This is a genomic window from Methanocorpusculum petauri (assembly GCF_026891975.1).
Taxonomy (GTDB): domain Archaea; phylum Halobacteriota; class Methanomicrobia; order Methanomicrobiales; family Methanocorpusculaceae; genus Methanocorpusculum; species Methanocorpusculum petauri.
Window position 1 is genome coordinate 1 of the sequence record NZ_JAPTGB010000024.1, and the last position, 21,598, is coordinate 21,598.

Consider the following 21,598-nt stretch of genomic DNA (forward strand, 5'->3'; position numbering starts at 1 on the left):
GATACGCGAGTTCTCGGGAACTATTCAACGCTGCACCCCCCCTTCTTCTTTGTAGTGATTTTATTTTGTCTTGTTTTCTTATTGTGATGATTATTTGACGAGCGTAAGCTGTCGGTTCGATAATGGTTTTTTCGTGTGGTTCTCCAGAACGTACGGTAAGGAGTCAAACGATCCGATCACAAACACGCGTGTGGTAGTTTGTGTGTCGGTTTATCCAATATGATTGTGAGATTTTTCCCCGCAAATCCTGCGCAACCTATATCTTTCTATAGATCAATTTGTTTTCCATGAACTGGTTATTTCCTCTGTTTCTTCTCTTTCTCGTTCTTACCGCAGTCACATCGGGCTGTGTCGGAACACCTGCAGGCGAAAACACCAGTACGCCGTACTATCTTGATCCTCCCGATCCCTTCATTATCAACCGTACTGCTGATCCCTTTGCTATTCCTGACCTCACCATTCCCGTTAATAACATGACACCCTACCAGAAAAATATAGACGGATACACGCGTGTCACCGGTTACACTCCTGCCGGTCTCTTTGCCGTCACTGGCAGTATTCCTGAAAATGCCGAGGAGCTAAGGCTTAATTTCGTCATCTTCGGAGAGCAGCACACGGTCTCTCTGCAGAATCTCCACTCGCGTCTTTCAGGGTATGCAGCCTACGTCGGGTATCTTGACAACGCTGATCCAGCCACTGCTTTCATACTCTCGATTGATGAAGGCAACCAGTTTAGTACCTTTATCGGCTGGAAAAACATGTCTCTCTCCATTATCCCGATAACTGATGATGACCAACCCGTGCATCTTGTTTCTCTGCTGACTGCCGGAGCCAACGACCCGGTACCGCTTGGGCCGAATGAGGTTCGTCTCACGCAAAAATCCGTTTCTCTCGGCTGTCCCACCGGAGAAACATTCATCGTCATCAATGAAACCGACTTCATCCGGTATCCCGAACTGTTGCGGCTCTATACTGCCCCGGAAAAAACGGCTATCATCTCCGATCAGCCGGTACGGGGGTATGATGTTTTCATTTCACCGGAAAAAGCAGAGGAAATTTTTGCTGTGTACGGAACACGCCCGGCTGACGGATTCTATCAGACTTATCCCTGGGTGCACAAATTCCTTGCAATCAACGGTACAAATTATTTCCTTGAAAAGGGAGGTATCGGTCTTGCAAACTACATTTACGGTAACTGACTTGTGGACGGTATGATAGGGTTTCTGTCTCTATCCCTACTTTTATCAGAGTAGAAACGAACATACTATCTATGCCGGAATTTGGAAATCCATTTGCAGGCCAGCAATTCGATCGGAAACTCACCGATAAGGAACTTGTCCGCGCTATCCGCTTTATGATCGCCGCAGAGTATGAGGCAATCCAGTTGTATCAGCAGCTTGCTGATTCGACGGATAATAAACTTGCAATTGATGTCCTCGAGGATATTGCCGATGAGGAGCGTGTCCATGCGGGTGAGTTCCTCCGTCTGCTCCACGAGCTTGCACCCGATGAGGAGAAGTTCTACAAAGAGGGAGCAGGCGAGGTTGAGGAAGAGATTGCGAAGATGAAGAAGAACTAAAAAATATTTTTCACTCTTTTTTCCGGTACTTTCCGCAGAGAGTGCCCGTGTCATATCCAAGGGTTGCGTCGGTGTAGTAGGCACAGGTGTCGGAGGTCATGGTGCAGACGAATCCTTTCTTGGAGAAAAATTCCGCGTCGGGAAGCGACGGGTCTTTTTTGAAGAATTTGCAGCCGGTAACAACACGCCGGGTGGTGTCGTAGAAGTGTTTTTGTTTGGGGGTGAGGTTGGCAAAGTCAATCATTTTGTCTGATGAGTGTTTGCCGGTTGTTGTGATAAATCCGGTGTTCGGGTACTTTTGGTGTGGGAAAAACGTAAAGTATTATTAGAGAGAGGGAGAATTATTATAGTCACTTTTGCTTCAGTGGCCTAGCCTGGCATAGCGGCTGATTTGTAATCAGCAGGTCGGGGGTTCAAATCCCTCCTGAAGCTTTGTATTTTTTGTTTAAATTGGGACACTCACTGTTTCGCATCCTTTTTTCTGCAGAGTGAGTGTTGCGTCGCCTTCGGGGACGCCGGTGTAGAGTACCCAGCCGGTGACGGATTCTCCTTCTTTGAGGACAACGTCGTTATACAGCATTTTGTTGTGGTATTTTTCCGGTACCGGCTGAAGCTGGGTTGCGGCAAAGTAGCTGCGGGATGAGGAGCTGTTCGGGAGGTAGAGCTGAAGGTCTGCGTCGGAGACGGTGACGGATCCCATGTAGCCTTCCCGGCGGGAGTGTTTGCCGAGTGTTTTACAGGTGAGGGTTACTTCGATGAGGTAGGTGGTGGTTCCTTCTTTGAGGTAGGTGGTGGAGAATCCTGAGGTGGACAGTTCCTGCATGGCGTCTGCGCCGCGGTAGACGGTGAGGACGTCGAGCAGGACGATGTCATTGTCGGGTATGATGGTTGCTGTAGGGACTGCGGTTGTCTGCAGAGGGGTTGGTGTCGGTGCTGCGGATTGTTCCGGGTCAATGCATCCTGCGCTCAGGAGTACTGCGGTGACGGCGATTATGAGAAGAAGAGGGAGCAGATGTTTCTTCATATGGAGATGATTGGTTTTTTTGGGTATTTATCACTGTTTGTGGCGGCGGGTGTTCAGGGGATTCCGGAGCGGTGCGTTGAGATTTTTCCAGCAGTCTATTTGGGGGTTGTTTTGGGATGTTATATCCTATGTGAATAGGATTCAGTACGCTCGTTGCGGATATTGGAGGTCTTTTTGAAAAAAGTGGGGAAGATTCTGTTTCCCGAACCGGTATTTTTCCGGGTGGTTATTTTCGTTCAGATGTGTTGAGGCGTATATATTTAAATTCCGATATCCTATTCACATAGGATATATTCTGTTTGGAGTACACATGCAGGTGGATATTCATGAAGGATAATGCAGTTTCTCCGGCTGTCGGGACGATTCTGCTCGTTGCGATGACGGTTGTTTTTGTGGCGATTGTGGCAATCGTGGCAGTGGGATTGTCGGGCGGGCTGTTTGATTCCAAAGATGTCGGTCTTATCCTGGATACTTATTCCATGGGAGGTTCAACCCCCGAACACGGTGTAACAGTTACGGTTATGGGAGGGAAAGACGCGGGTGATATTACCGAACTGCGCGTGACCATTGATGGTCCGGATTTGTACTATCAGACACGAGGGAACAGTTACGTGCCAAGTCCTGTTACCGGAGCAGGCTATCGCTACTTTGCAGATACCGGAACATACATGAAACTCTATGATACGACCTGGGTCATGACCAACGAACTGAACAATACCGGAGTTCTGGAAAACCGGCTTGCAACCGTTACCGGTAAGTTCCGTGACGGAACTGAACAGGTACTTTTAATGAAAAGGGTCACGATTCCTGCGATGACGGGTGTTGCTCAGCAGTTTAATTACACCTATGTCCGTGTGTTGTCCTTTACCAATACGACAGGAGTACCGGGACATGGTCTGCTGGTGACACCGATTAACGATTCTGTTACTAAGGTGGACTCTGTTACGTTATCGAAGCTGAAAGATAGTACGGGAAAAGATGTGCCTATGGGTCCCCTTACCAGTCCGCACCAATATGACAATGAATACTTCTTCTATCTGGAGACAGGTATGGATGTTCTGGATTCACCGTATCCAACGAGTTCAAATGCGGATCGTCTGACGGGAATGGCCTCAGTTTCTGTTTCTTTATCTGATGGAAGTACGAAAACTGATACTATTCCGGTAGATATTCCTGCCAGAGTTAATTTCTTCGAGAATTCATCAATCGTATCTGGTACTTTTGACTCGGCAATTTCCAAAGGTACTGGTTATGTCGTTCCTCTTACGATCAATAAAGGATCGATCCGAAATGTTAATCAGATGTATTATTGTATCACTAGTGGAAACGATCATTATAAACCACATTCGTGGGATATATCTACATTAGAGAACGGATATTCTCTTGGAAGTAGCGAACCAAATGGTATCAATCTTACTGCGTATTCAAACGGCACTCTCGAAGTATTTGTTCGGTCAAAACTGGGTAATACAGCGGTGTGGTATCGCGTCGCTTCCGCCTCGGTCAGTTCACTCCTCCCTTAACAATCTCCCTAACCCTCTTTTTTTCCCTCCCGATCCATTCCCCATGTATTTATCATACTCTCTGACCATCTATACTATATGACGACCACACCGCAACGGTCGTCACCAGCTACCTCCCAGAGGGTGAATCACACACATGCTCTCCGACATTGAAATCGCACAAAAAGCCGACATGCAGAAGATTACCGCAATCGCTGCAAAACTCGGCATCCGGCCCGACGAACTCGAACCTTACGGCCAGTACAAAGCAAAACTCTCCGACGCACTCGAAAAACGGGTCGCCGCAAACAAAACCGGCAAACTCATTCTCGTAACCGCCATCAACCCGACCCCCGCCGGCGAAGGAAAAACCACCACCACCGTCGGCATCGGTGAAGCCATGGCAAAGATCGGCAAAAACGCAGTTATCGCCCTTCGTGAACCCTCGCTTGGCCCCGTCTTCGGCGTCAAAGGCGGCGCCGCCGGCGGCGGCTACGCGCAGGTCATCCCGATGGAAGACATCAACCTCCACTTCACCGGCGACATCCACGCCATCACCGCCGCCAACAACCTGCTCTGTGCCATGATTGACAACCACATCCAGCAGGGCAACGCCCTTGACATCGACACGCGCCGCATCACCTTCAAACGCTGCCTTGACATGAACGACAGAGCGCTGCGTAATCTTGTCGTCGGTATGGGCGGCCCCACCAACGGCGTCCCCCGCGAAGACCACTTCATGATCACCGTCGCCTCCGAAGTCATGGCAATCCTCTGCCTCGCAACCGACATCACCGACCTCAAAAACCGGCTCGGCAGAATCATCATCGGCTACAGCCGCAGCGGAAAAATACTCTACGCACATGACCTTCAGGCACAGGGCGCAATGGCTGCCCTTCTCAAAGACGCCCTCAAACCAAACCTCGTCCAAACCCTCGAAAACACCCCCTGCCTCATCCACGGCGGCCCCTTCGCCAACATCGCCCACGGCTGCAACTCCGTCCGTGCAACACGGCTCGCCCTGAAATTAGCAGACTACGTCATCACGGAAGCAGGTTTCGGATCCGATCTCGGCGCGGAAAAATTCCTCGACATCAAATGCCGGTACGCAGGCCTCACCCCGAACGCCATCGTCCTTGTTGCAACCATCCGTGCCCTCAAATACAATGGCGGAATTCCCAAAGACAAATGCAGCGAACCAAACGTTGATGCAATGAAAGCCGGCATGATCAACCTGGAAGCCCATATCGAAAACCTCCAGAAGTACGGCGTCCCGGTTGTCGTTGCCATCAACCGCTTTGCAGCCGACACCGACGAAGAAATCACCGCACTCGAAGAGTTCTGCAAAACAAAAGGAGCAGACTTCGCCCTCTCCGAAGTCTTCGCCAAAGGCGGAGAAGGAGGCCGCGACCTTGCAGCAAAAGTCGTTGCCGCCTGTGAAAAACCAAACAGCTTCCACTTCCTCTACGACCTTGACAAACCCGTCAAAGAAAAAATCGAAACAATCACCTCCGAAATCTACGGCGCAGCAAAAGTCGCCTACTCCGCAAACGCCGAAACCACCATCAAAGAGATCGAAACAATTGGCTCCGGCAATCTTCCCGTCTGCATCGCAAAAACCCAGTACTCCCTCTCCGACGATCCCGCCAAACTCGGCCGCCCGACCGGATTCACCGTCAACGCCGCAACCGTCAGACTCCTCAACGGCGCGGGGTTCATCGTTGTTGAAACCGGTGAAATCATGACCATGCCCGGTCTTCCCGCAAAACCCGCCGCATGCCAGATCGACGTTGACGCAGACGGCAACATCTCCGGCCTCTTCTAAGGCCAACACTTTTTTTCAAAACCGTGGCACTCCTGCATTGTAGCTGTGGCTGTTCCCATACCGGGGACGTGGACCATCTCACGGGGTGAAGACCTTGGTCACCCTTGCTTGGAAAGCCGTACATCTCTCTCCGCCAGACAGCTGCCTTCCCAACTCAATAATTCCGCACAATAATCTCTTCAGCCCCGCCCCGTCCCGACACCTTCGCATTAATGTACCGCAGAACCTGCACCCGCTCCACTGAAAACTCCGCATACATCTCCAGAATCTCCGGAGCAACCGAATTCGACAGCATCACCCGTGCACCCCGCCGGTCAGCCTCCCGAAACATCGCACACAATCGTTCCTGCTCCGCCATCCCGAACGACTCCGTCGTATATGACGTAAAGTTCGCCGTCTCGGATACCGGAAAATAGGGAGGATCCAGATACACAAAATCCCCTTTCGAAATATCCGGCAGGATTCCCGCAAAGTCCCCCTCGGAAAGAACAGCAGGTTCAAGCGCCGCCGCCAGCGCCGTAAGCACCGCCTCTTCCCCGAACCGCGGCGGCTTCACATAACGTCCGAACGGAATATTATACTCCCCTCTCCGGTTCACCCGCCACAACCCGTTGTATCCGTGATGATTCAGATATAAAAACAGCGCAGCCCGCTCAACACACGCATCCGTACCGCGGATCGCGTTGAACCGCATCCGGCACGCAAGATACGCCTCCCGGGTATTTGCAAACTCCGGCTGTTTCACCGCCGCCGCAACTTCTGCGGGATGATCCCGCACCATCCGGTACAAATTGATCAACTCGGGGTTCGCATCATTCAGAAACACCCTCCCCCGTACCGCACCCTTTCGCCACAAATGCAGATACAACGCTCCGCCTCCGAAAAACGGCTCAAAATAATTTTCAAAATCCTCCGGACACCGCTCGACAAGTTCACCTAACAGCTGTCTCTTACCCCCCGCCCATTTCACCACCGGTCGCGGAAGAGAGGATTTTGTCATAAACATTATAATTAATGGGATAGCGGAAAGACATATACCTTGTCTATGAAAAGCACTACTTTCTCTTTCCCTGCCCGTGGAATAACCGGCCTGTGCATTCTGCTTCTTCTCGCAGTTCTCATTATGCCGGTCTCTGCAGGTATCTCCCAGAGCACCATTGCTCAGGGCGACACCCTTTACGTCAACGGTCAGGCACCCGGTTCCCAACAGGTCGCCCTCTACTTCTTTGGCCCGAACTACTTCAAATACGCAACAGCACAGGTCAACAGTGGTTCGTACACCTATGAACTCACCACCACAAGCGATATGTCTCCGTCCCAGTACTACTGCGTCGTTCAGAGTCCCGGAACCGGCAGCACCTTCAGTGTCGGTCCCGTAACCGTGGGAAGCACCACCTATATCACCGTAAAACCCGGAAGTGGTGTTCCCGCTGACGGCGACAGTTTCGTTGTGCAGGGACCAAACGCCCTGCAGGGATCCCAGGCTGCCTACGCTCTTGAACAGATGCTCCAAAGCCCGAACATCCCCGATCTTTCCCAGACGTTTACCTTCACGATTGAGTATCCGACCATCACTATCAGTTCTATTGGCACCCAGTACATGGGTACTCCCTTTACGGTTTCCGGAACCACCAATCTTGCGGCGGGAGACAATCTTCTTGTCGATGTCCGTGTAGCCACTTTCTGGCCCATGAGTAAAGAAGAAGCAAATGCCCAGGACTCATCCAGCTGGTCGCAGGGAGACTCCGGCAGTGTGATTGTTCAGCAGGGAACAACAAGCGGCCAGAACTTCTGGAGCTTCTCCGTTCATCCGCTGCACTCCTCCGAATACCAGATCACAGTAACCGGCATCAAAACAGGAGCAACTGCATCGCAGCAGTTTGTAGTAACAAACCACAGCCTGCCGACCCCTGTCCCGACAACTGCGGCGACCACTGCTGCAACCACCATCCCGACCAGTGCACCAACCCCGACCCAGACGCCCGGGTTCGGTCTGATTGCCGCAGTCGGAACACTTGGTGCGGCGGCCCTTCTGGCAGTCAGAAGACACTAATCTCTTTTTTTATCACAGATGTTGTCGAAAAAATATTTTGCAGTGATTTTTCCCGGAAAACCGGAGCACTCCGGTGGCAGGAGTACCCGGTGTTCACCCCAATAAGACCACAAACAACAAAAACTCGGCTGAAATCTCCTGAAGTATTTGGGAAACACTATCCCTTACCGCGCATAGCACGGACAGCGGACGACCAGCAGTCCTGCCGCCGCATTCAGCACTGCGACGATCAGAAACACGCCGGCATACCCGATCGGCAGCACCAGCAGCCCTGCGGCGAACGGCAACGCTGCCATTCCCGCATACTGCGTCATATTGAACATCCCGTTCATCACCCCCTGCGGTTTTTTCGTTTCCGCAAGATAGTTCAGCACCGCCGCCGTGATCACGCCGAACACAGCACCGACAAAGATCATTCCCACCGGATGCACCAGCACAACCGGCATGGAAACTGCGAGCAGAATGCCCGCAACCCGCACCACCGAAAGTGAGTCAGTGGTCCGCATCCGTGATGCCGCATACACAAACACTGCCGTTGCAACACTCATCAGCGCCGTTACCACACCGTTCACGTCAGCCGTTGCACCGGAAAGGTCCGGGTATGCGGAGATAACCACACCGGTCGTTCCGCAGAACACAAAGAGAGCTGCCCACAGCCATTTATGATACACCGCAATATCCCGCACCGCCGCAACCGGCAGAACACTCTGCAGTGCGGGTGCATCATCTTCACGTCCCAGACTCAGCAGTCCCGCTGCTCCCGCCAGTATCCCAAACACCAGAACACCTGCGTAGGCCTGAACAGATGCAAGCCAGCCGCTCACAACAAGTCCCGCAACCATGCCCACGTTCATCAGCGCAACAAACCCGCCGGCGAGTCTGCGGTGATCCGCAGCCGAGTTCACGAACGCCATTGCCGCAGAAACAAACATCCCCGTGAACAATCCTTCCGCAAACCGAAGCGCCACTGCCGCTGTCGGATCAGGATAGGAGACCCACAGAACAATCGCTGATACAAGCGTCCCGAAAAGACCGATCCTCACCAGCGGTGTTCTCCCGACCCTGTCCGACAACCAGCCGGCGGGGAACACCATGAGAAACGCGCCGAGGAAGTAGGCCGAGTACACCGCCCCCTGCATTCCGGGTTCGGGCGCGATGCTGTTTAAGACCGGCACAACTGCGTTGGAGAGAGCCATAGCTGCAAATGCACCCAAAAACAGCGACATGCGGAATACGGCCTGAAGTTTCATGAATCAGAACAGTTCTGCATCTTTTTTGACTTCGTACTTTTGCAAAACCGTTCTCGGAAGGTTGGGAACGGCTTCTGTGAGCGGGACTGCGAACAGAAACTTCGGTTCGTCCGCAAATCCGTGCAGACCGATAATAACAAGGCAGGGGTTTTCCTCAGTTTCCGCGTAAGTCCGGTACGCTGCATAGGTCTCGGAAGTTGTCCACGGCAGATATGCTTCTCTGTCCTCGCCGACGAACATCCTGCTCCGGTAGCAGGTGATGAGATCAAACCGCGCCTCGTCTGCGTTGCGGACGCAGACCAGATCCGGCTCACCTGCTGCGCGCTCTTCACGGTCGGCAACGGAGTAAGCATCTCCCAGCCGGTTCATGACATACTCGCGGAACGCTACGGCCACAACCGGATTTGTGTCGTCCGGGTCTGCATCGGGATCAGGATACCAGACGCCGAGTGCCCGTTCAAGCTGGCCTAAAATGCCCATACGTATTTCTTGAACGTCTGTCCTCTTAAAAAAGCGGGTACGTCATCGTGCCAATTATCTTATAAGAAAACCACATAATAGTATTCTAAGAGAGAACAGCTACAATGGAACACGCAGAGATCATTACGAATGCCTACAACTTCACGAAAAATGCTTTCTTCAGCATTACACAGTTTCCACGATGGGTGATTCTGTTTTTCTATATTGTCGGCCCGATTATTGTCGGATTCATTGTGGCGACGATTGCGCTGCAGCTGATTGTTCTGCCGATTCTGGTGAGTCTCCTTGTCGGCCCGGACTTCGGGTTTACCCGTGAGGTTCTTTCGGGTCTTTTGCAGTTTCTTGCTCTGCTGCTGGGATTATCCTGCATTTTCTTTGTTCCGCTGATGCAGGGGTACTGCTACCGTCTGTTCCGTTCCGGCGATTCTATGCCGGATACAGGGAACTTCTGGGGACTGTTCTTTAACGGCTGGAGAATCAACGTTACCGTTATCATCTATGCAATTCCGCTGATCATCATCTCAGTAATCTATATGCTGGTCTTTATGTACTTCTTCCCGGATACGGGGATGTACTCAAGCGCGGATTTCCTTGATATGGAAGGGATGATCTATGTGGGAACAGTCTTTTCCTATGCTGCTGTTCAGTTTATTACGACACTGATTGTTCTTCTGTTTGCGTTTATCGGGATTACACATCTGTGCCGGACAGGTTCTATTCGTGAGGCGGTGAACCTGAAGACGATCACAGGGATTATCAGCAAGATCGGCTGGTACGACTATATTCTTTCGCTGGTGGTTATGAGTATTCTCTATCTGATGGTGACGTTTGTGGTAGTGTCGCTTTCGCAGGTGTTTTCAAACAATCTTGTTGTTATGGCGGTACTGTATGTTCTCTATATCTTTGCGCTTGTGCCGATTACGGTGTTCTTCATCAGGTACCTTTCCGAGGTCTATGATACGGCCTTCCTGCCCGAGGAGATCGATGATGAAGAATTTGATTTCTTCTAACTGAAATTTCTGATATCTCCTGTGCGGTTCATCCGCCTGTGACCGGAGGAGGAATAATCACGGGTGCCTCCTCTGATCGTTTATGCGCTTTTGATCGTTTTCCCCTGCATCTCCTCCTCCCGTCAACCGCTGTGACCCCAGCCCCGGAGGGGCGGGCGGGGCGGGATTGTGTGTTTCTCGGAGGCTCATCCGTTTCGCCTGCGGCGGAACGGATGAACCTCTGATTAGAAATAGCAATCCTGACCAATATATTCTCATTGTGCCGCACGAATACAAAAAATATCCGCATCAGCGGAAAAAACCGCAGACCAAAAAATCTGCGGAAAAAGTTCCGCGAAAAGAGATTAAGCCCGGTTACTACGTCGCTGCTGACAGTGACGACTATCTCACCAAACATCTTTACTGGTGTTTGCACTGTAATGTCCCGCTCGTTGCAAAGACCTGCTCCTGTGGAACCGAAACTACAAAAATACCGCTTCAGCAGCCCTATGATATTCGTCCGGTTCTCAAAGCCGATCGCTCTCTCCTGCAGACCCTCATCTGCGACCGGTTCGGCCCCCGCGTAACGCTCCCGCATGTGATGATCTTCAACAAAGCCGGCGGTCTTGACCGGAATGATCTCATTATCGCAAACGGTGTCCGGTTTGCCTGGCTCTGGTTTGATCCCGTTACCCGTAGTTTCCGGCTCGACATTGAAGCAGAAGCCCTCCCCTACCTCATCGGAAAAGCCGATAAAAATATCATCGACCTTGAGTCCGCAGCTTCTTCCCTCCCCTCCGGCAGACTCGGCGGGAAAAAAATCGCTGTCACTGCACCGGAGGCGACGGACGGCGTTGTCATTCTCAAATACAAATCCAAGTACGGCACCGGCATCCTGAAAGACGGTGCAGTCCGCATCAAAGAGCTTGTCAGCGTACAGCCGAAACTTGGCATGGCAAACCCGTCGTGGGCTGACGTTGTGGAGAAAAATGCCTTCCATCTCAAAAACATGGAACGCACCGCTGTACGCGAGATCAAACAAAACCTCGGTCTTGCACCGACTGCAAACTGTTCCTTCTCCGGCGGAAAAGACAGTACCGCCGTCTGGCACATTGCTCAGAAAGCAGGCGTGACTGATGCATTCTTCATCGATACTGGTCTTGAGTTTCCTGAAACCATTGAGTTTGTCCAAAGTCAGAACGTCCGCCTCATTCAGAAAGCCGGAGACTTCTGGCAGGCAGTCGAGAAAGCAGGTCCTCCCGGAAAGGATCACCGCTGGTGTTGTAAACTTCTCAAACTCAATCCTCTGAAGATTCATCTCGCCGAAACCGGTCCCTGCGTTACGGTTCAGGGCAACCGCTGGTATGAGTCATGGAGCCGCGCCTCGCTTGATGCCGTCTCCCAAAACCCGAACAATCCTCTGCAGATCAACCTCTCCCCCATCCGTTCCTGGCGGGCGCTTGATGTTTTCCTCTACCTCTGGCTGCGGGGAGTTCCGTACAACCCGCTGTATGAACGCGGGTATGAACGCATCGGCTGTTATCTCTGCCCTGCCATGCTTGAATCAGAACTTGCAACCATGCATCAGACGCATCCTGACATGGCTGCACGGTGGGACGACTTCCTCACCCGCTGGGCTGCCGACCGTGGTCTCCCGCCCGAGTTTATCAGCTGGGGACTGTGGCGGTGGAAGGAACTCCCGCCCAAGATGAAGGAACTTGTCCGGGATGCAGGTCTTGATCTTTCCGAAAAACCGGTCCGGCGCAGTACTCCTTCCTCGGTTGCCCATCTGATGCCGGAAGGCAAAGCAGGCGACATTGTGAATGTTGGGGACGAAGGCAAAACCTCCTCCGCTGTCCCGGACTGGGAATCCCTGAGAAATCAGTTCCCTATGATAGGCGATCTGATTTACCTTGATAATGCTGCAACCTCCTTTTCCCCGGAGTCTGTGCTTGTCGCCATGGATCAGTTTGAGCGCAGTTACCGGGCAAATGTCGGCCGGGGTGTTCACCGGCTGACGAGAATTGCCAGCCAGAAGTACTGGCATGCCCACGAAAAAGCTGCCTCCCTCATCAACGGGGCAGAAGGCACCACGGTATTTGTGAAAAACACCACTGAAGCCGTCACCATGATCGCCCGTGGACTTGAATGGCAGCCGGGCGATGTAATTGTAACCACTATTCTTGAGCACCACTCAAATCTCCTTCCGTGGCGTGCACTGGAAAAATCCGGCGTCACACTCCGGATCGTTGGTCTCCGCCCCGACCTCACGCTCGACATGGATGCATTTGCAGCAGCGATGGACGACTCGGTCCGGCTGGTTGCCGTAACACAGGCATCGAATGTGACCGGCACTATTGTGCCGGTTGCAGAGATTGCCGGATTTTGCCGCAGGCATGGCGCGCTCCTTTCCGTTGATGCCGCTCAGTCTGTTCCCCATATGCCGGTCAATGTCCGTGCCCTTGGTGCGGATTTCCTCTCCTTCTCCGGTCATAAAATGTGCGGCCCTACCGGGACCGGCGTTCTCTGGATGAAAAAGCCGATCTTAGAGCCGCTGTTCCTCGGCGGCGGTATGGTGGAACACGTTACCGACGACGGTTTTACTCCGGCGGAAGGCTTCCACAGATACGAAGCCGGTACGCCGAACATCGCGGGCGGGATCGGTCTTGGCGAGGCCGCCGCGTTCCTCAAAGAGATCGGGATGGAGCAGATCGAAGCACGGGAACGGGAACTCGGCAGCAGGCTGATCGAAAAACTTTCCGCCATCTCCGGCGTACAGGTCTATGCACCCGCCGATCCGAACCAGCGCATCGGTGTTGTCTCCTTTACGATTGACGGCATCCCGCCGCACGAGGCCGCCGCGTATCTGGATGATGAAGGCGGTATTATGGTGCGGTCCGGCATGCACTGTGCCGAACCGCTGATGCGTCAGCTTGGCTGTCCTGACGGAACCATTCGTGCAAGCCTTGCGTTCTACAATACCGCAAGCGAGATCGATACCCTTGCTGCAACTGTCCGGGAGATGATTTCATGAAGACCGTCCTTACTCTTCTCGTGGACTGTGCAGGCGCGTTTGAGGGCGGCAGAACTGCCGCCGCAAACATGCCGGTGAAAAAATTCATTGCAGAACTGCCTGCTGATCTTCCGGTCCGTATCCTTCGCTACTCTGACACTGCCATGTGGCATCTCGGTCCTGAACCGGTTCCTGCGGGCGAGGTGGAGTGGACGGATCTGCCGTCCGGCGGCTACCTCTCCTCGCTTGCCCATGCCGTAAACCTTGCGGGACAGAGCTTTACCACCGCACCGGACATCAGAAACGTTGTACTTCTCATCTCCGGCGGGGCACTCTCCGATCCCGAAGAGATCGTGCAGACAGTACTTGCAAAAAGATTTGATGCCTCCGTTATCCGTGCTGCTGTCCCGTTGACCACTGATGCGGACGCTGCTGTTCTCCGCATGTTTGCAGGAGACAACCTCTTTGACTCATCCGTTCTCCTTGACCCGCGTCCCTTCCTCGCTTCGTTCGGCGAATCTGTCGCCGCTTCACCTGTCCCGCATGCAGTACCTGTTCCGATCACGCTTTCCTGCACTATCGATCTCGGCGGCGGTGATTCCTTTTCCCTTTCCGTATCCGGAACCGATATTTTAGCGGTAAAAGAGGAGATGCAATCCTGTCTTGCGGAGTTCGGTACAGAAGACGATCCGGTCCGGAAAAAAATTGCGGAGTATGTCCGGCGGGTATTCTAATATCTCCTTCTTTTCTGTTTGACAACCGGCGTCTGTTCCGTTTCCGTCAGAGTGACGCAGGACTTCAGCTCGTCTGCGGTAAGTTTTTCTGCAATCTCGGTTACATTCACGGACTCATACTGTCGTGTCTCTTCTTCGCCAATGAGCTGAACTGCTGCTGTCCGGAGGGATTTTCTTCCAAATATCTTTATGATATCGTAGGGTTTGATGTATGCGAACTCGTCGTAAATCTCCGGATAGAGAACCCGGAGTTTTGCAACATCAACAATGCGCCGTTTTCGTACGGGAATCACCAGCTGGTATGCGGGATGTTTGATCTTTTCCGTCCGGATTTTTTGGATTTCTCTCTCCCGCCGATGCGTGTATTCCTCCTGTAATTTTGTTAATGCTTCCAGAAGGCATTGATAGAAGAACACTTTTTCGTATGGATTGTCCGGCTCTTCTGGCAGCCCGTCCCTGATGTCATATACCAGCTCTTCTGTTTTGTCCGAAGTTGATCCCATACCTGTGTGGTATGTTGTTTTTTACCGGCAAGAGTGTTTCGACGCGGGGCGGCTTAGGAGGTATCACCGGCCAACCCCTCAGTTTCAATACCTCAGCCCTCCAATATAAGAAGCATTATTAAATTTGAAACTGCGGGGACACACGAGTGAAGTATGTAGTTGTAACCGGCGGTGTGATGAGCGGCCTTGGCAAAGGCATCACCGCTGCGTCCATCGGACGAATTCTCATCAACAGAGGTTACCACGTAACCTCCGTCAAGATCGACCCGTACTTAAACATTGATGCGGGCCTCATGAACCCGGCCCAGCACGGCGAAGTCTTCGTGTTAAAGGACGGCGGCGAGGCGGATCTGGACCTGGGAAACTACGAACGGTTCCTTGACATTGAACTCACCAGTGACCACAACCTGACCACCGGAAAGATCTACTCCTCCGTGATTCAGAAAGAACGCCACGGTGACTACCTCGGGGCAACCGTCCAGATTATTCCGCACATCACCGATGAGATCAAAGACAGAATCAAACATGCCGCAGAGAGCTGGATCGACAAAGACGGCAACCATGCAGAGATCTGTATTGTTGAGGTCGGCGGTACGGTCGGCGACATTGAAAGCATGCCGTTTCTGGAGGCTGTCCGTCAGATGCACTGGGAGTACGGCAACGGTGACTTCGTTCTTGTTCACGTAACCCTCCTTCCGGCAGACACCATGGGCGATCTCAAAACCAAACCTACGCAGCACTCCGTTAAAGCACTGCGGGAACTGGGACTTGAAGCCGATCTCATCGTAGGCCGCAGTACGCTGCCGGTCTCACTTTCCACCAAACGCAAGATCTCCTCTTTCTGCGACGTTGATGTCTCTGCTGTTATCAGCGCTACAACTGCTCCCGATACCTATCTTGTTCCGATGGAGCTGGAGAAGGAAGGAATGGCGGATATTCTCCTGCCGCTCTTAAAGCTCTCGCCCGGCAAGCCGGACAACAGCTGGTACTCCCTCGTCTCCCGCGAGTACACCAACCGCGTCAGAATCGGTATTATCACCAAATACGGTGTTGAAGATGTTTATATCTCCATCAAGGAGGCACTCAAGCATGCGGGCCGCCAGCTCTCAACCGAGGTTATTATTGAATGGCTCGATGCCGAGCAGTACACGAACGCTGACCTTGCCGACCTTGATGGTATTCTCATCCCCGGAGGATTCGGCAACCGCGGTATCGAAGGAATGATTGGAGCAATCACGTACGCCCGTGAACACAACAAACCGCTGCTCGGTCTGTGCCTCGGGTTCCAGCTCTCGGTTATCGAGTTCGCCCGCAATGTCGTCGGGTACCGTGATGCAACCAGTGCCGAGATGGGCGACGGAACGCCGGTCATCGCCCTCCTGCCGGAACAGGAAGGCGTTGATGACCTTGGCGGTACGATGCGGCTCGGCGACTATCCAGTGCACCTTGCGGCTGATTCCAAGCTCGCTGAACTTTACGGTGCAACCGATATTGTTGAACGCCACCGTCACCGTTACGAGGTCAATCCCGAATACATTGACGAGATCGAGGCAAAAGGTCTGCGGTTCGTGGGACGGAACGGACGCCGCATGGAAGCTCTGGAGCTTTCCGGTCATCCGTACTTTGTTGCAACCCAGTTCCACCCCGAGTTCCGGTCGCGTCCGACCCGTCCCTCGGCACCGTTCGTCGGCTTTGTGAAGGCCGGTCTTGCAAACCATACCCGGAAAGAGTAAAATCATGGAATCCATTCTTGTCCTTGACTTCGGCGGTCAGTACAATCAGCTGATCGCCCGCCGCGTCCGTGAGGCGAACGTTTACTGTGAGGTGAAACCCTGCACGATTTCGCTTGATGAGATCATTGCCGGAAACTACCGGGGTATCATCTTCACCGGCGGTCCTGCTTCGGTGTATGCGGAAGGCGCCCCCCGGGTGGATGCAGGTGTTTTTTCGCTCGGCATTCCGATTCTTGGTATCTGCTACGGAGCACAGCTGACCGCGTTCACGCTCGGCGGCAAAGTTTCTTCCGGGGCCACGGCTCTGACCCGCGAGTACGGCAAAACACCGCTGACTCTTTCCGAAAGCAGACTCTTTACCGGAATTCCTGCGGAGACGTCCTGCTGGATGAGTCATGGGGACTACATCAGCGAACTTCCTGCAGGGTTCTGTGCTACCGGGGCAACGCCCGGCTGCCCGTTTGCTGCACTCGAAGATCCGGAGAGGGATATCTACGCGGTTCAGTTCCATCCCGAAGTACTGCACACGCCCGAAGGTATGGCGATGATCAGAAACTTCCTGTATGGTGTCTGCGGCTGTACAGGAACGTGGCAGATGTCTTCGTTCGTGGACAATATGGTTATGCACCTGCGGGAGAAGATCGGCGACAAAAAAGTACTTTGTGCACTTTCCGGTGGTGTGGACTCATCGGTCGCTGCTGTTCTCGTGCACAAGGCCGTCGGCAAACAACTGACCTGCATCTTTGTGGATCACGGACTGCTGCGTAAGAATGAAGGCGATGAAGTTGAAGAAGTCTTCAGAAATCAGTACGATATCAATCTGATCCGCGTGAATGCTGAAGATCGGTTCCTCGCAAAACTTGCCGGTGTTTCCGATCCGGAACAGAAGCGCAAAATTATCGGTGCAGAGTTTATCCGCGTCTTTGAAGAAGAGGCAAAAAAGATCGGTACGGTTGATTTTCTGGTGCAGGGAACAATTTATCCGGATGTTATTGAGTCCGGACCGGGAAATGCTGCGGTCATCAAGAGTCACCACAATGTTGGCGGTCTCCCGGATCATGTGGATTTCAAGGAGATCATCGAACCCCTGCGCATCCTCTTTAAGGACGAGGTGCGTGCCGCGGGAGCGGAGCTCGGCATTCCGGAAAATCTTGTCTGGCGTCAGCCGTTCCCGGGCCCGGGACTTGCCATCCGCGTTATCGGTGACATCACGAAGGACAAACTCGACATCCTCCGTGATGCGGATGCGATCTTCCGCGAGGAGGTTGCAGCCGCGGGTCTTGGCCGTGCGATTAATCAGTACTTTGCGGCCTTAACCAACATGCGCAGTGTCGGTGTCATGGGCGATGAACGTACCTATGACTATGCAGTTGCACTGCGTGCGGTTACCACGACGGATTTCATGACCGCCGACTGGGCGCAGATTCCGTATCCTGTGCTGGAAAAAATTTCCGGCAGAATCATCAACGAGGTTCGCCACGTGAACCGTGTCCTCTACGATATCACGAGCAAACCTCCGGCAACTATTGAATATGAGTGATACTTATGCCAACTTCCAAACAACTTGATGCAAAATACTATATGCCCGCGTTCGGGCGGGACATGGAGATTGTCCGGGGCAAAGACTGTCATGTATGGGACAGTACCGGAAAGAAATATCTTGATTTAGTCGCAGGTATTGCGGTGTGCAGTACCGGTCACTGCCATCCGGCAGTGACCGCTGCTATCTGCAAACAGGCACAGACGCTGATTCACTGTTCGAATCTCTACTATGTGCCGGGCCAGGCGGAACTTGCGGCAAAACTGTCGAAGGCTTCCGGTCTTGGCAAGGTGTTCTTCGGCAACTCTGGTGCCGAGGCAAACGATGCGGCGATGAAGCTCGCCATCCGGGCAACCGGCCGCCATGAGTTCGTGTCCTTTGAGCATGATTTCCACGGAAGAACCGTTGGTTCACTTGCCTGTACCCATAAACCTGATATCCGCGAGCCGTTTGAGCCGCTCGGTATTCCCTGTAAGTTCAGTCCGTACGGGGATATTGAAGCACTGAAAGGACTTGTGACGAAGAAAACTGCTGCGGTTATCTTTGAACCGATTCAGGGGGAGACCGGTGTCATTATTCCGCCGGATGATTTCCTTCCGGGCATCCGCGATATCTGTGATGATACGGGCGCTCTGATGATCTGTGACGAGGTTCAGACGGGTATGGGCAGAACCGGAAAATGGTTCGCGTTCCAGCACACCGGGGTTCAGCCTGATATTATCAGTCTCGCCAAAGGCGTTGCGTCCGGTATTCCGATGGGTGCAATTATCGCCCGCGAGGGTCTGGAGTTTACGAAAGGAGAGCACGGCAGTACGTTTGCCGGAGGGCCGATTGCCTGCGCCGCAGGAAACGCGACGTTTGATGTGCTGAAGACCGTTGTGCCGAAGGTTGCGGCGAAAGGAGAGCGGTTCAGAAAAGGTCTGGCAAACCTGAACCCGCGGGTGCGGGGTCTGATGGTCGGTTTCACTGCCGGGGCCAAAGCTCCGGCGATTGCGGAGTACTGCCGTGAGCATGGATTGTTAATCAACGTTGCCGGCGGCGAAAATATCAGAATTGTGCCGCCGCTGGTTATTCAGAACCGCGAGATCGATTACGCTATTGCAGTCATCAATGAAGCAGCAGAATCCGTCTAAAGAAGTTCTCTGCCGTGAGCTCTACACAAAGACGGGTTATGTCTTTGCGAAGTCTCCGGCTGAGATTGCGGCAGCGTCGGGGTTCGCCGAGGTTGCGATGCTTGGCAGTAATGAAAATCCCTTTCCGCCGTCTCCGGCGGTGCAGGAAGCTGCCGCTGCCGCACTTGCGGCGGCGAACCGGTATCCCGATCCGAAGGCGGGGGAGTTTGTCGCTGCCCTTCGCCGGTATGTCTGTGATCATCCCGTGGTGACGTCCGGGCTTGGGATGGACGGCGTGATTGAAACCGTTATCCGTGCCCTTGTTTCGCCGGGGGAGAAGGTTGTGGTTTCCACGCCGACGTTTTCGGTGTACGGGCTTGATGCGGCGGCGGCGTCTGCCCGGCTGGTGAATGTTTCGCGGGCTGCGGATTTTTCGGTGGATGTGGATGCGTTTATTGCAGAGGCTGCGGATGCGAAGCTTTCCTTTTTGTGTACGCCGAATAATCCGACGGGAACGGTTACCAGTACTGAGGATATTGAGCGGATTTTATCCGAGATTTCCGGTGTTCTGTTCCTCGATAATGCGTATGTGGAGTTCTGCGATGAGGATTATCTGCCGCTTCTGAAGAAGTATGATAATCTCATTATCGGAAGGACGCTTTCGAAGGTGTATGGTCTTGCGGGTCTGCGGGTTGGCTACGGATTTGTTCCGGAGTGGCTGGAAGGTCCGTATCGAGCTGCGGCGACGCCGTTTACGCTGAACCGTGTGTCGGAGGCTGCGGCGGTTGCGGCAGTTGCGGATACTGCCTACCGCGATGCGTTCATTTCCCATGTGCGGAAATGGCGCGAGACGTTTGTCCGTGAAATTCCGTTTCCGGTTCTTGCGAGCGGAGCAAATTTTGTGCTGTTTGATGTTGCCCCGATGACGAGTAATGAGGCGATGGAGGCTTTTGCAAAGGAGGGCGTTCTTGTCCGGTCGTGTGCGAGTTTCCCGGGTCTTGGAGATACATTTGTCCGTGTGTCGGTCGGCGATGTGTGGGAGAATGAGCGGTTCCTTACGGTGGTGAAGGGTCTGTGATGATCGGAATTACGGGGACGCCGGGGACGGGGAAGTCTGCGGTGGCGGCAGAACTTCGTTGCCGGGGTTTTCCGGTTGTTGATCTGAAGACGACCGTTGCCCCCTATATTGTGGGTCATGATGCTGTCCGCGATGCGGATGAGGTGGATGTGGATGCGTGGGCGGATGCGTTTTCCGATACGGAGGGATATGTGGAAGGGTCGCTTGCACATTTTCTTGCGTGCGATAAGATTGTTGTTCTCCGGTGCAGGCCGGATGTGCTGAAAGGCCGTCTTTCTTCACGCGGTTATGCGGCGGCGAAGGTTGCGGAGAACTGTTCTGCGGAGGCGCTGGATGTGATTTTGTCGGAGACTGCGGATATGTTTGCCTCGGAACAAGTATATGAAATAGATACGACAAATAGAGATGTAGTTTCTGTGGCGGATCTGGTTGTTTCGTTTGCGGCGGATGAGATTCCTGCTTCGTTTGGAACAATCGACTGGTCAGAGTTTCTGGACCCGATGTTATGACACTTGATTCCTACCGCTCAAAGGTTGCTTTTATTGTGACCCCGCTTGCCAAGGCTGTTGCGGCACTGCATCTGACGCCGAATGCCTGTACGGTGCTGGCACTGCTTGCAGCGGCAGCTGCGGGTGTGTTCTTTGGTCTTGGCGAGACATTGTTTGGGGTTGTTCTGGTGTTTGTGAGTGCATTTTTTGATGCGATTGACGGAGCGGTGGCCCGTCTGACAGGTATTGCAAGTCCTGCGGGGGATTATCTGGATCATGTGTTTGACCGGTATGCGGATATTTTTATTATTACGGGTATTTTTGCGTGGGGTACGATTGCATGGACCTGTCAGGTTCCGGCCTGGGCTATCGGGGTGTTTGCGCTGACGGGTGTTCTGATGTCGTCGTATCTGGGGACGCAGGCGCAGGCGGTTGGTCTGAAGCGGAATTACGGGGGTCTTTTGGGCAGGGCGGACCGGCTGGTGCTTTTGCTGGTGTTCGGTGCGGTTGAGGTGGTGTTTCCCGTGCCGCTGTTGTTCGGGCTTCCGGCACTCGGCTGGCTGCTGGTGATCTTCGGGGTGTTCGGCCATGTTACGGCAGTTCAGCGGTTTGTGAGCGGCTGGCGCGAGCTGAATGCACCGAAGAAGGAGTAATTTTTTTTGGTTTTTGCGGTTCCGTTTGTGGTGCTCTGATTC

The 21,598-nt window shown here is 53.2% G+C and carries 20 protein-coding genes and 1 tRNA gene; 15 read left to right on the forward strand and 6 right to left on the reverse strand.

Features of this window, described 5'->3' with window-relative positions; genetic code table 11:
* Window positions 1-287: 287 nt before the first annotated feature.
* Both O0S10_RS09385 and O0S10_RS09390 read left to right on the forward strand, forming a co-directional pair.
* Window positions 288-1,199 carry a hypothetical protein gene (locus tag O0S10_RS09385; protein ID WP_268925619.1) on the forward strand — a complete coding sequence of 304 codons (912 nt, stop codon included), beginning with the start codon at window positions 288-290 and terminating at the stop codon, window positions 1,197-1,199.
* Window positions 1,200-1,270: 71 nt separating this feature from the next.
* Window positions 1,271-1,579 (forward strand): ferritin family protein, encoded by a 309-nt coding sequence (locus tag O0S10_RS09390; protein ID WP_268925620.1) that lies wholly within the window; start codon window positions 1,271-1,273, stop codon window positions 1,577-1,579.
* 10 nt (window positions 1,580-1,589) lie between these two features.
* Here the strand turns inward: O0S10_RS09390 and O0S10_RS09395 are convergent, their stop codons facing one another.
* The gene (locus O0S10_RS09395; RefSeq protein ID WP_268925621.1) at window positions 1,590-1,823 is read right to left on the reverse strand and encodes a hypothetical protein; all 234 of its coding nucleotides are present in this window, start codon (window positions 1,821-1,823) and stop codon (window positions 1,590-1,592) included.
* Between the two features lie 114 nt (window positions 1,824-1,937).
* Here O0S10_RS09395 and O0S10_RS09400 point away from each other — a divergent pair.
* Window positions 1,938-2,011 (forward strand) — tRNA-Thr (locus tag O0S10_RS09400).
* 13 nt (window positions 2,012-2,024) lie between these two features.
* Here the strand turns inward: O0S10_RS09400 and O0S10_RS09405 are convergent.
* Window positions 2,025-2,603, reverse strand: coding sequence for a hypothetical protein (locus O0S10_RS09405; protein WP_268925622.1), 579 nt, complete (start codon window positions 2,601-2,603; stop codon window positions 2,025-2,027).
* A 326-nt stretch (window positions 2,604-2,929) separates the two neighbouring features.
* Here O0S10_RS09405 and O0S10_RS09410 point away from each other — a divergent pair, with 326 nt between their 5' ends.
* Together O0S10_RS09410 and O0S10_RS09415 are read left to right on the forward strand one after the other, a co-directional pair.
* Window positions 2,930-4,126: a type IV pilin domain-containing protein gene (locus tag O0S10_RS09410; RefSeq protein ID WP_268925623.1), complete on the forward strand. Its 1,197-nt coding sequence runs from the start codon at window positions 2,930-2,932 to the stop codon at window positions 4,124-4,126.
* 136 nt (window positions 4,127-4,262) lie between these two features.
* On the forward strand, window positions 4,263-5,930 hold the full coding sequence (locus O0S10_RS09415; RefSeq protein ID WP_268925624.1) for a formate--tetrahydrofolate ligase: 1,668 nt from the start codon (window positions 4,263-4,265) through the stop codon (window positions 5,928-5,930).
* A gap of 154 nt (window positions 5,931-6,084) precedes the next feature.
* On the opposite strand, the gene O0S10_RS09420 is transcribed toward O0S10_RS09415, so the two are convergent.
* Complete coding sequence (locus tag O0S10_RS09420) at window positions 6,085-6,930, reverse strand: DNA adenine methylase (protein WP_268925625.1); 846 nt, start codon at window positions 6,928-6,930, stop codon at window positions 6,085-6,087.
* A 45-nt stretch (window positions 6,931-6,975) separates the two neighbouring features.
* On the opposite strand from O0S10_RS09420, the gene O0S10_RS09425 reads away from it, so the two are divergent.
* Window positions 6,976-7,983 (forward strand): hypothetical protein, encoded by a 1,008-nt coding sequence (locus O0S10_RS09425; RefSeq protein ID WP_268925626.1) that lies wholly within the window; start codon window positions 6,976-6,978, stop codon window positions 7,981-7,983.
* A 164-nt stretch (window positions 7,984-8,147) separates the two neighbouring features.
* Here O0S10_RS09425 and O0S10_RS09430 read toward each other — a convergent pair whose 3' ends face one another.
* Window positions 8,148-9,233 (reverse strand): MFS transporter, encoded by a 1,086-nt coding sequence (locus O0S10_RS09430; RefSeq protein WP_268925627.1) that lies wholly within the window; start codon window positions 9,231-9,233, stop codon window positions 8,148-8,150.
* A gap of 3 nt (window positions 9,234-9,236) precedes the next feature.
* Complete coding sequence (locus O0S10_RS09435; RefSeq protein WP_268925628.1) at window positions 9,237-9,713, reverse strand: hypothetical protein; 477 nt, start codon at window positions 9,711-9,713, stop codon at window positions 9,237-9,239.
* Window positions 9,714-9,817: 104 nt separating this feature from the next.
* Here O0S10_RS09435 and O0S10_RS09440 point away from each other — a divergent pair, with 104 nt between their 5' ends.
* The 3 genes from O0S10_RS09440 to O0S10_RS09450 all read left to right on the forward strand — a co-directional run bounded on the left by O0S10_RS09440 (window position 9,818) and on the right by O0S10_RS09450 (window position 14,449).
* Window positions 9,818-10,723, forward strand: coding sequence for a DUF4013 domain-containing protein (locus O0S10_RS09440; RefSeq protein WP_268925629.1), 906 nt, complete (start codon window positions 9,818-9,820; stop codon window positions 10,721-10,723).
* A 259-nt stretch (window positions 10,724-10,982) separates the two neighbouring features.
* Window positions 10,983-13,736 (forward strand): aminotransferase class V-fold PLP-dependent enzyme, encoded by a 2,754-nt coding sequence (locus O0S10_RS09445; protein WP_268925630.1) that lies wholly within the window; start codon window positions 10,983-10,985, stop codon window positions 13,734-13,736.
* Window positions 13,733-14,449 carry a vWA domain-containing protein gene (locus O0S10_RS09450; protein WP_268925631.1) on the forward strand — a complete coding sequence of 239 codons (717 nt, stop codon included), beginning with the start codon at window positions 13,733-13,735 and terminating at the stop codon, window positions 14,447-14,449. The genes O0S10_RS09445 and O0S10_RS09450 overlap by 4 nt, the downstream gene beginning before the upstream one ends.
* On the opposite strand, the gene O0S10_RS09455 is transcribed toward O0S10_RS09450, so the two are convergent.
* Window positions 14,446-14,952, reverse strand: coding sequence for a hypothetical protein (locus O0S10_RS09455; protein ID WP_268925632.1), 507 nt, complete (start codon window positions 14,950-14,952; stop codon window positions 14,446-14,448). The two genes, O0S10_RS09450 and O0S10_RS09455, sit on opposite strands and share 4 nt — an antisense overlap.
* Before the next feature lie 146 nt (window positions 14,953-15,098).
* Between O0S10_RS09455 and pyrG the strand changes: the two genes are divergently transcribed.
* From pyrG to O0S10_RS09485, 6 genes are read left to right on the forward strand one after another with little or no spacing between them, the layout of a single operon-like run.
* On the forward strand, window positions 15,099-16,685 hold the full coding sequence (gene pyrG, locus O0S10_RS09460; protein ID WP_268925633.1) for a glutamine hydrolyzing CTP synthase: 1,587 nt from the start codon (window positions 15,099-15,101) through the stop codon (window positions 16,683-16,685).
* Between the two features lie 4 nt (window positions 16,686-16,689).
* A complete protein-coding gene (gene guaA / locus O0S10_RS09465; RefSeq protein ID WP_268925634.1) occupies window positions 16,690-18,225 on the forward strand; it encodes a glutamine-hydrolyzing GMP synthase in 1,536 nt (511 codons plus the stop codon).
* 5 nt (window positions 18,226-18,230) lie between these two features.
* Window positions 18,231-19,358, forward strand: a complete 1,128-nt coding sequence (locus O0S10_RS09470; protein WP_268925635.1) for an aspartate aminotransferase family protein — start codon at window positions 18,231-18,233, stop codon at window positions 19,356-19,358.
* A complete protein-coding gene (gene hisC, locus O0S10_RS09475) occupies window positions 19,336-20,415 on the forward strand; it encodes a histidinol-phosphate transaminase (RefSeq protein ID WP_268925636.1) in 1,080 nt (359 codons plus the stop codon). The genes O0S10_RS09470 and hisC overlap by 23 nt, the downstream gene beginning before the upstream one ends.
* Window positions 20,415-20,924 carry an adenylate kinase family protein gene (locus tag O0S10_RS09480; protein ID WP_277612761.1) on the forward strand — a complete coding sequence of 170 codons (510 nt, stop codon included), beginning with the start codon at window positions 20,415-20,417 and terminating at the stop codon, window positions 20,922-20,924. The genes hisC and O0S10_RS09480 overlap by 1 nt, the downstream gene beginning before the upstream one ends.
* Entirely contained in the window at window positions 20,921-21,556 is a 636-nt protein-coding gene (locus O0S10_RS09485) for a CDP-alcohol phosphatidyltransferase family protein (protein ID WP_268925638.1), read from the forward strand. The genes O0S10_RS09480 and O0S10_RS09485 overlap by 4 nt, the downstream gene beginning before the upstream one ends.
* Window positions 21,557-21,598 lie beyond the last annotated feature (42 nt).

Excerpts from the sequence above, each read along its gene's own strand:
- O0S10_RS09385 (WP_268925619.1), top strand. The coding sequence starts at position 288 with ATGAACTGGTTATTTCCTCTGTTTCTTCTCTTTCTCGTTCTTACCGCA.
- O0S10_RS09390 (WP_268925620.1), top strand. The coding sequence starts at position 1,271 with ATGCCGGAATTTGGAAATCCATTTGCAGGCCAGCAATTCGATCGGAAA.
- O0S10_RS09395 (WP_268925621.1), bottom strand. The coding sequence starts at position 1,823 with ATGATTGACTTTGCCAACCTCACCCCCAAACAAAAACACTTCTACGAC.
- O0S10_RS09405 (WP_268925622.1), bottom strand. The coding sequence starts at position 2,603 with ATGAAGAAACATCTGCTCCCTCTTCTTCTCATAATCGCCGTCACCGCA.
- O0S10_RS09410 (WP_268925623.1), top strand. The coding sequence starts at position 2,930 with ATGAAGGATAATGCAGTTTCTCCGGCTGTCGGGACGATTCTGCTCGTT.
- O0S10_RS09415 (WP_268925624.1), top strand. The coding sequence starts at position 4,263 with ATGCTCTCCGACATTGAAATCGCACAAAAAGCCGACATGCAGAAGATT.
- O0S10_RS09420 (WP_268925625.1), bottom strand. The coding sequence starts at position 6,930 with ATGACAAAATCCTCTCTTCCGCGACCGGTGGTGAAATGGGCGGGGGGT.
- O0S10_RS09425 (WP_268925626.1), top strand. The coding sequence starts at position 6,976 with ATGAAAAGCACTACTTTCTCTTTCCCTGCCCGTGGAATAACCGGCCTG.
- O0S10_RS09430 (WP_268925627.1), bottom strand. The coding sequence starts at position 9,233 with ATGAAACTTCAGGCCGTATTCCGCATGTCGCTGTTTTTGGGTGCATTT.
- O0S10_RS09435 (WP_268925628.1), bottom strand. The coding sequence starts at position 9,713 with ATGGGCATTTTAGGCCAGCTTGAACGGGCACTCGGCGTCTGGTATCCT.
- O0S10_RS09440 (WP_268925629.1), top strand. The coding sequence starts at position 9,818 with ATGGAACACGCAGAGATCATTACGAATGCCTACAACTTCACGAAAAAT.
- O0S10_RS09450 (WP_268925631.1), top strand. The coding sequence starts at position 13,733 with ATGAAGACCGTCCTTACTCTTCTCGTGGACTGTGCAGGCGCGTTTGAG.
- O0S10_RS09455 (WP_268925632.1), bottom strand. The coding sequence starts at position 14,952 with ATGGGATCAACTTCGGACAAAACAGAAGAGCTGGTATATGACATCAGG.
- guaA (WP_268925634.1), top strand. The coding sequence starts at position 16,690 with ATGGAATCCATTCTTGTCCTTGACTTCGGCGGTCAGTACAATCAGCTG.
- O0S10_RS09470 (WP_268925635.1), top strand. The coding sequence starts at position 18,231 with ATGCCAACTTCCAAACAACTTGATGCAAAATACTATATGCCCGCGTTC.
- hisC (WP_268925636.1), top strand. The coding sequence starts at position 19,336 with ATGAAGCAGCAGAATCCGTCTAAAGAAGTTCTCTGCCGTGAGCTCTAC.
- O0S10_RS09480 (WP_277612761.1), top strand. The coding sequence starts at position 20,415 with ATGATCGGAATTACGGGGACGCCGGGGACGGGGAAGTCTGCGGTGGCG.
- O0S10_RS09485 (WP_268925638.1), top strand. The coding sequence starts at position 20,921 with ATGACACTTGATTCCTACCGCTCAAAGGTTGCTTTTATTGTGACCCCG.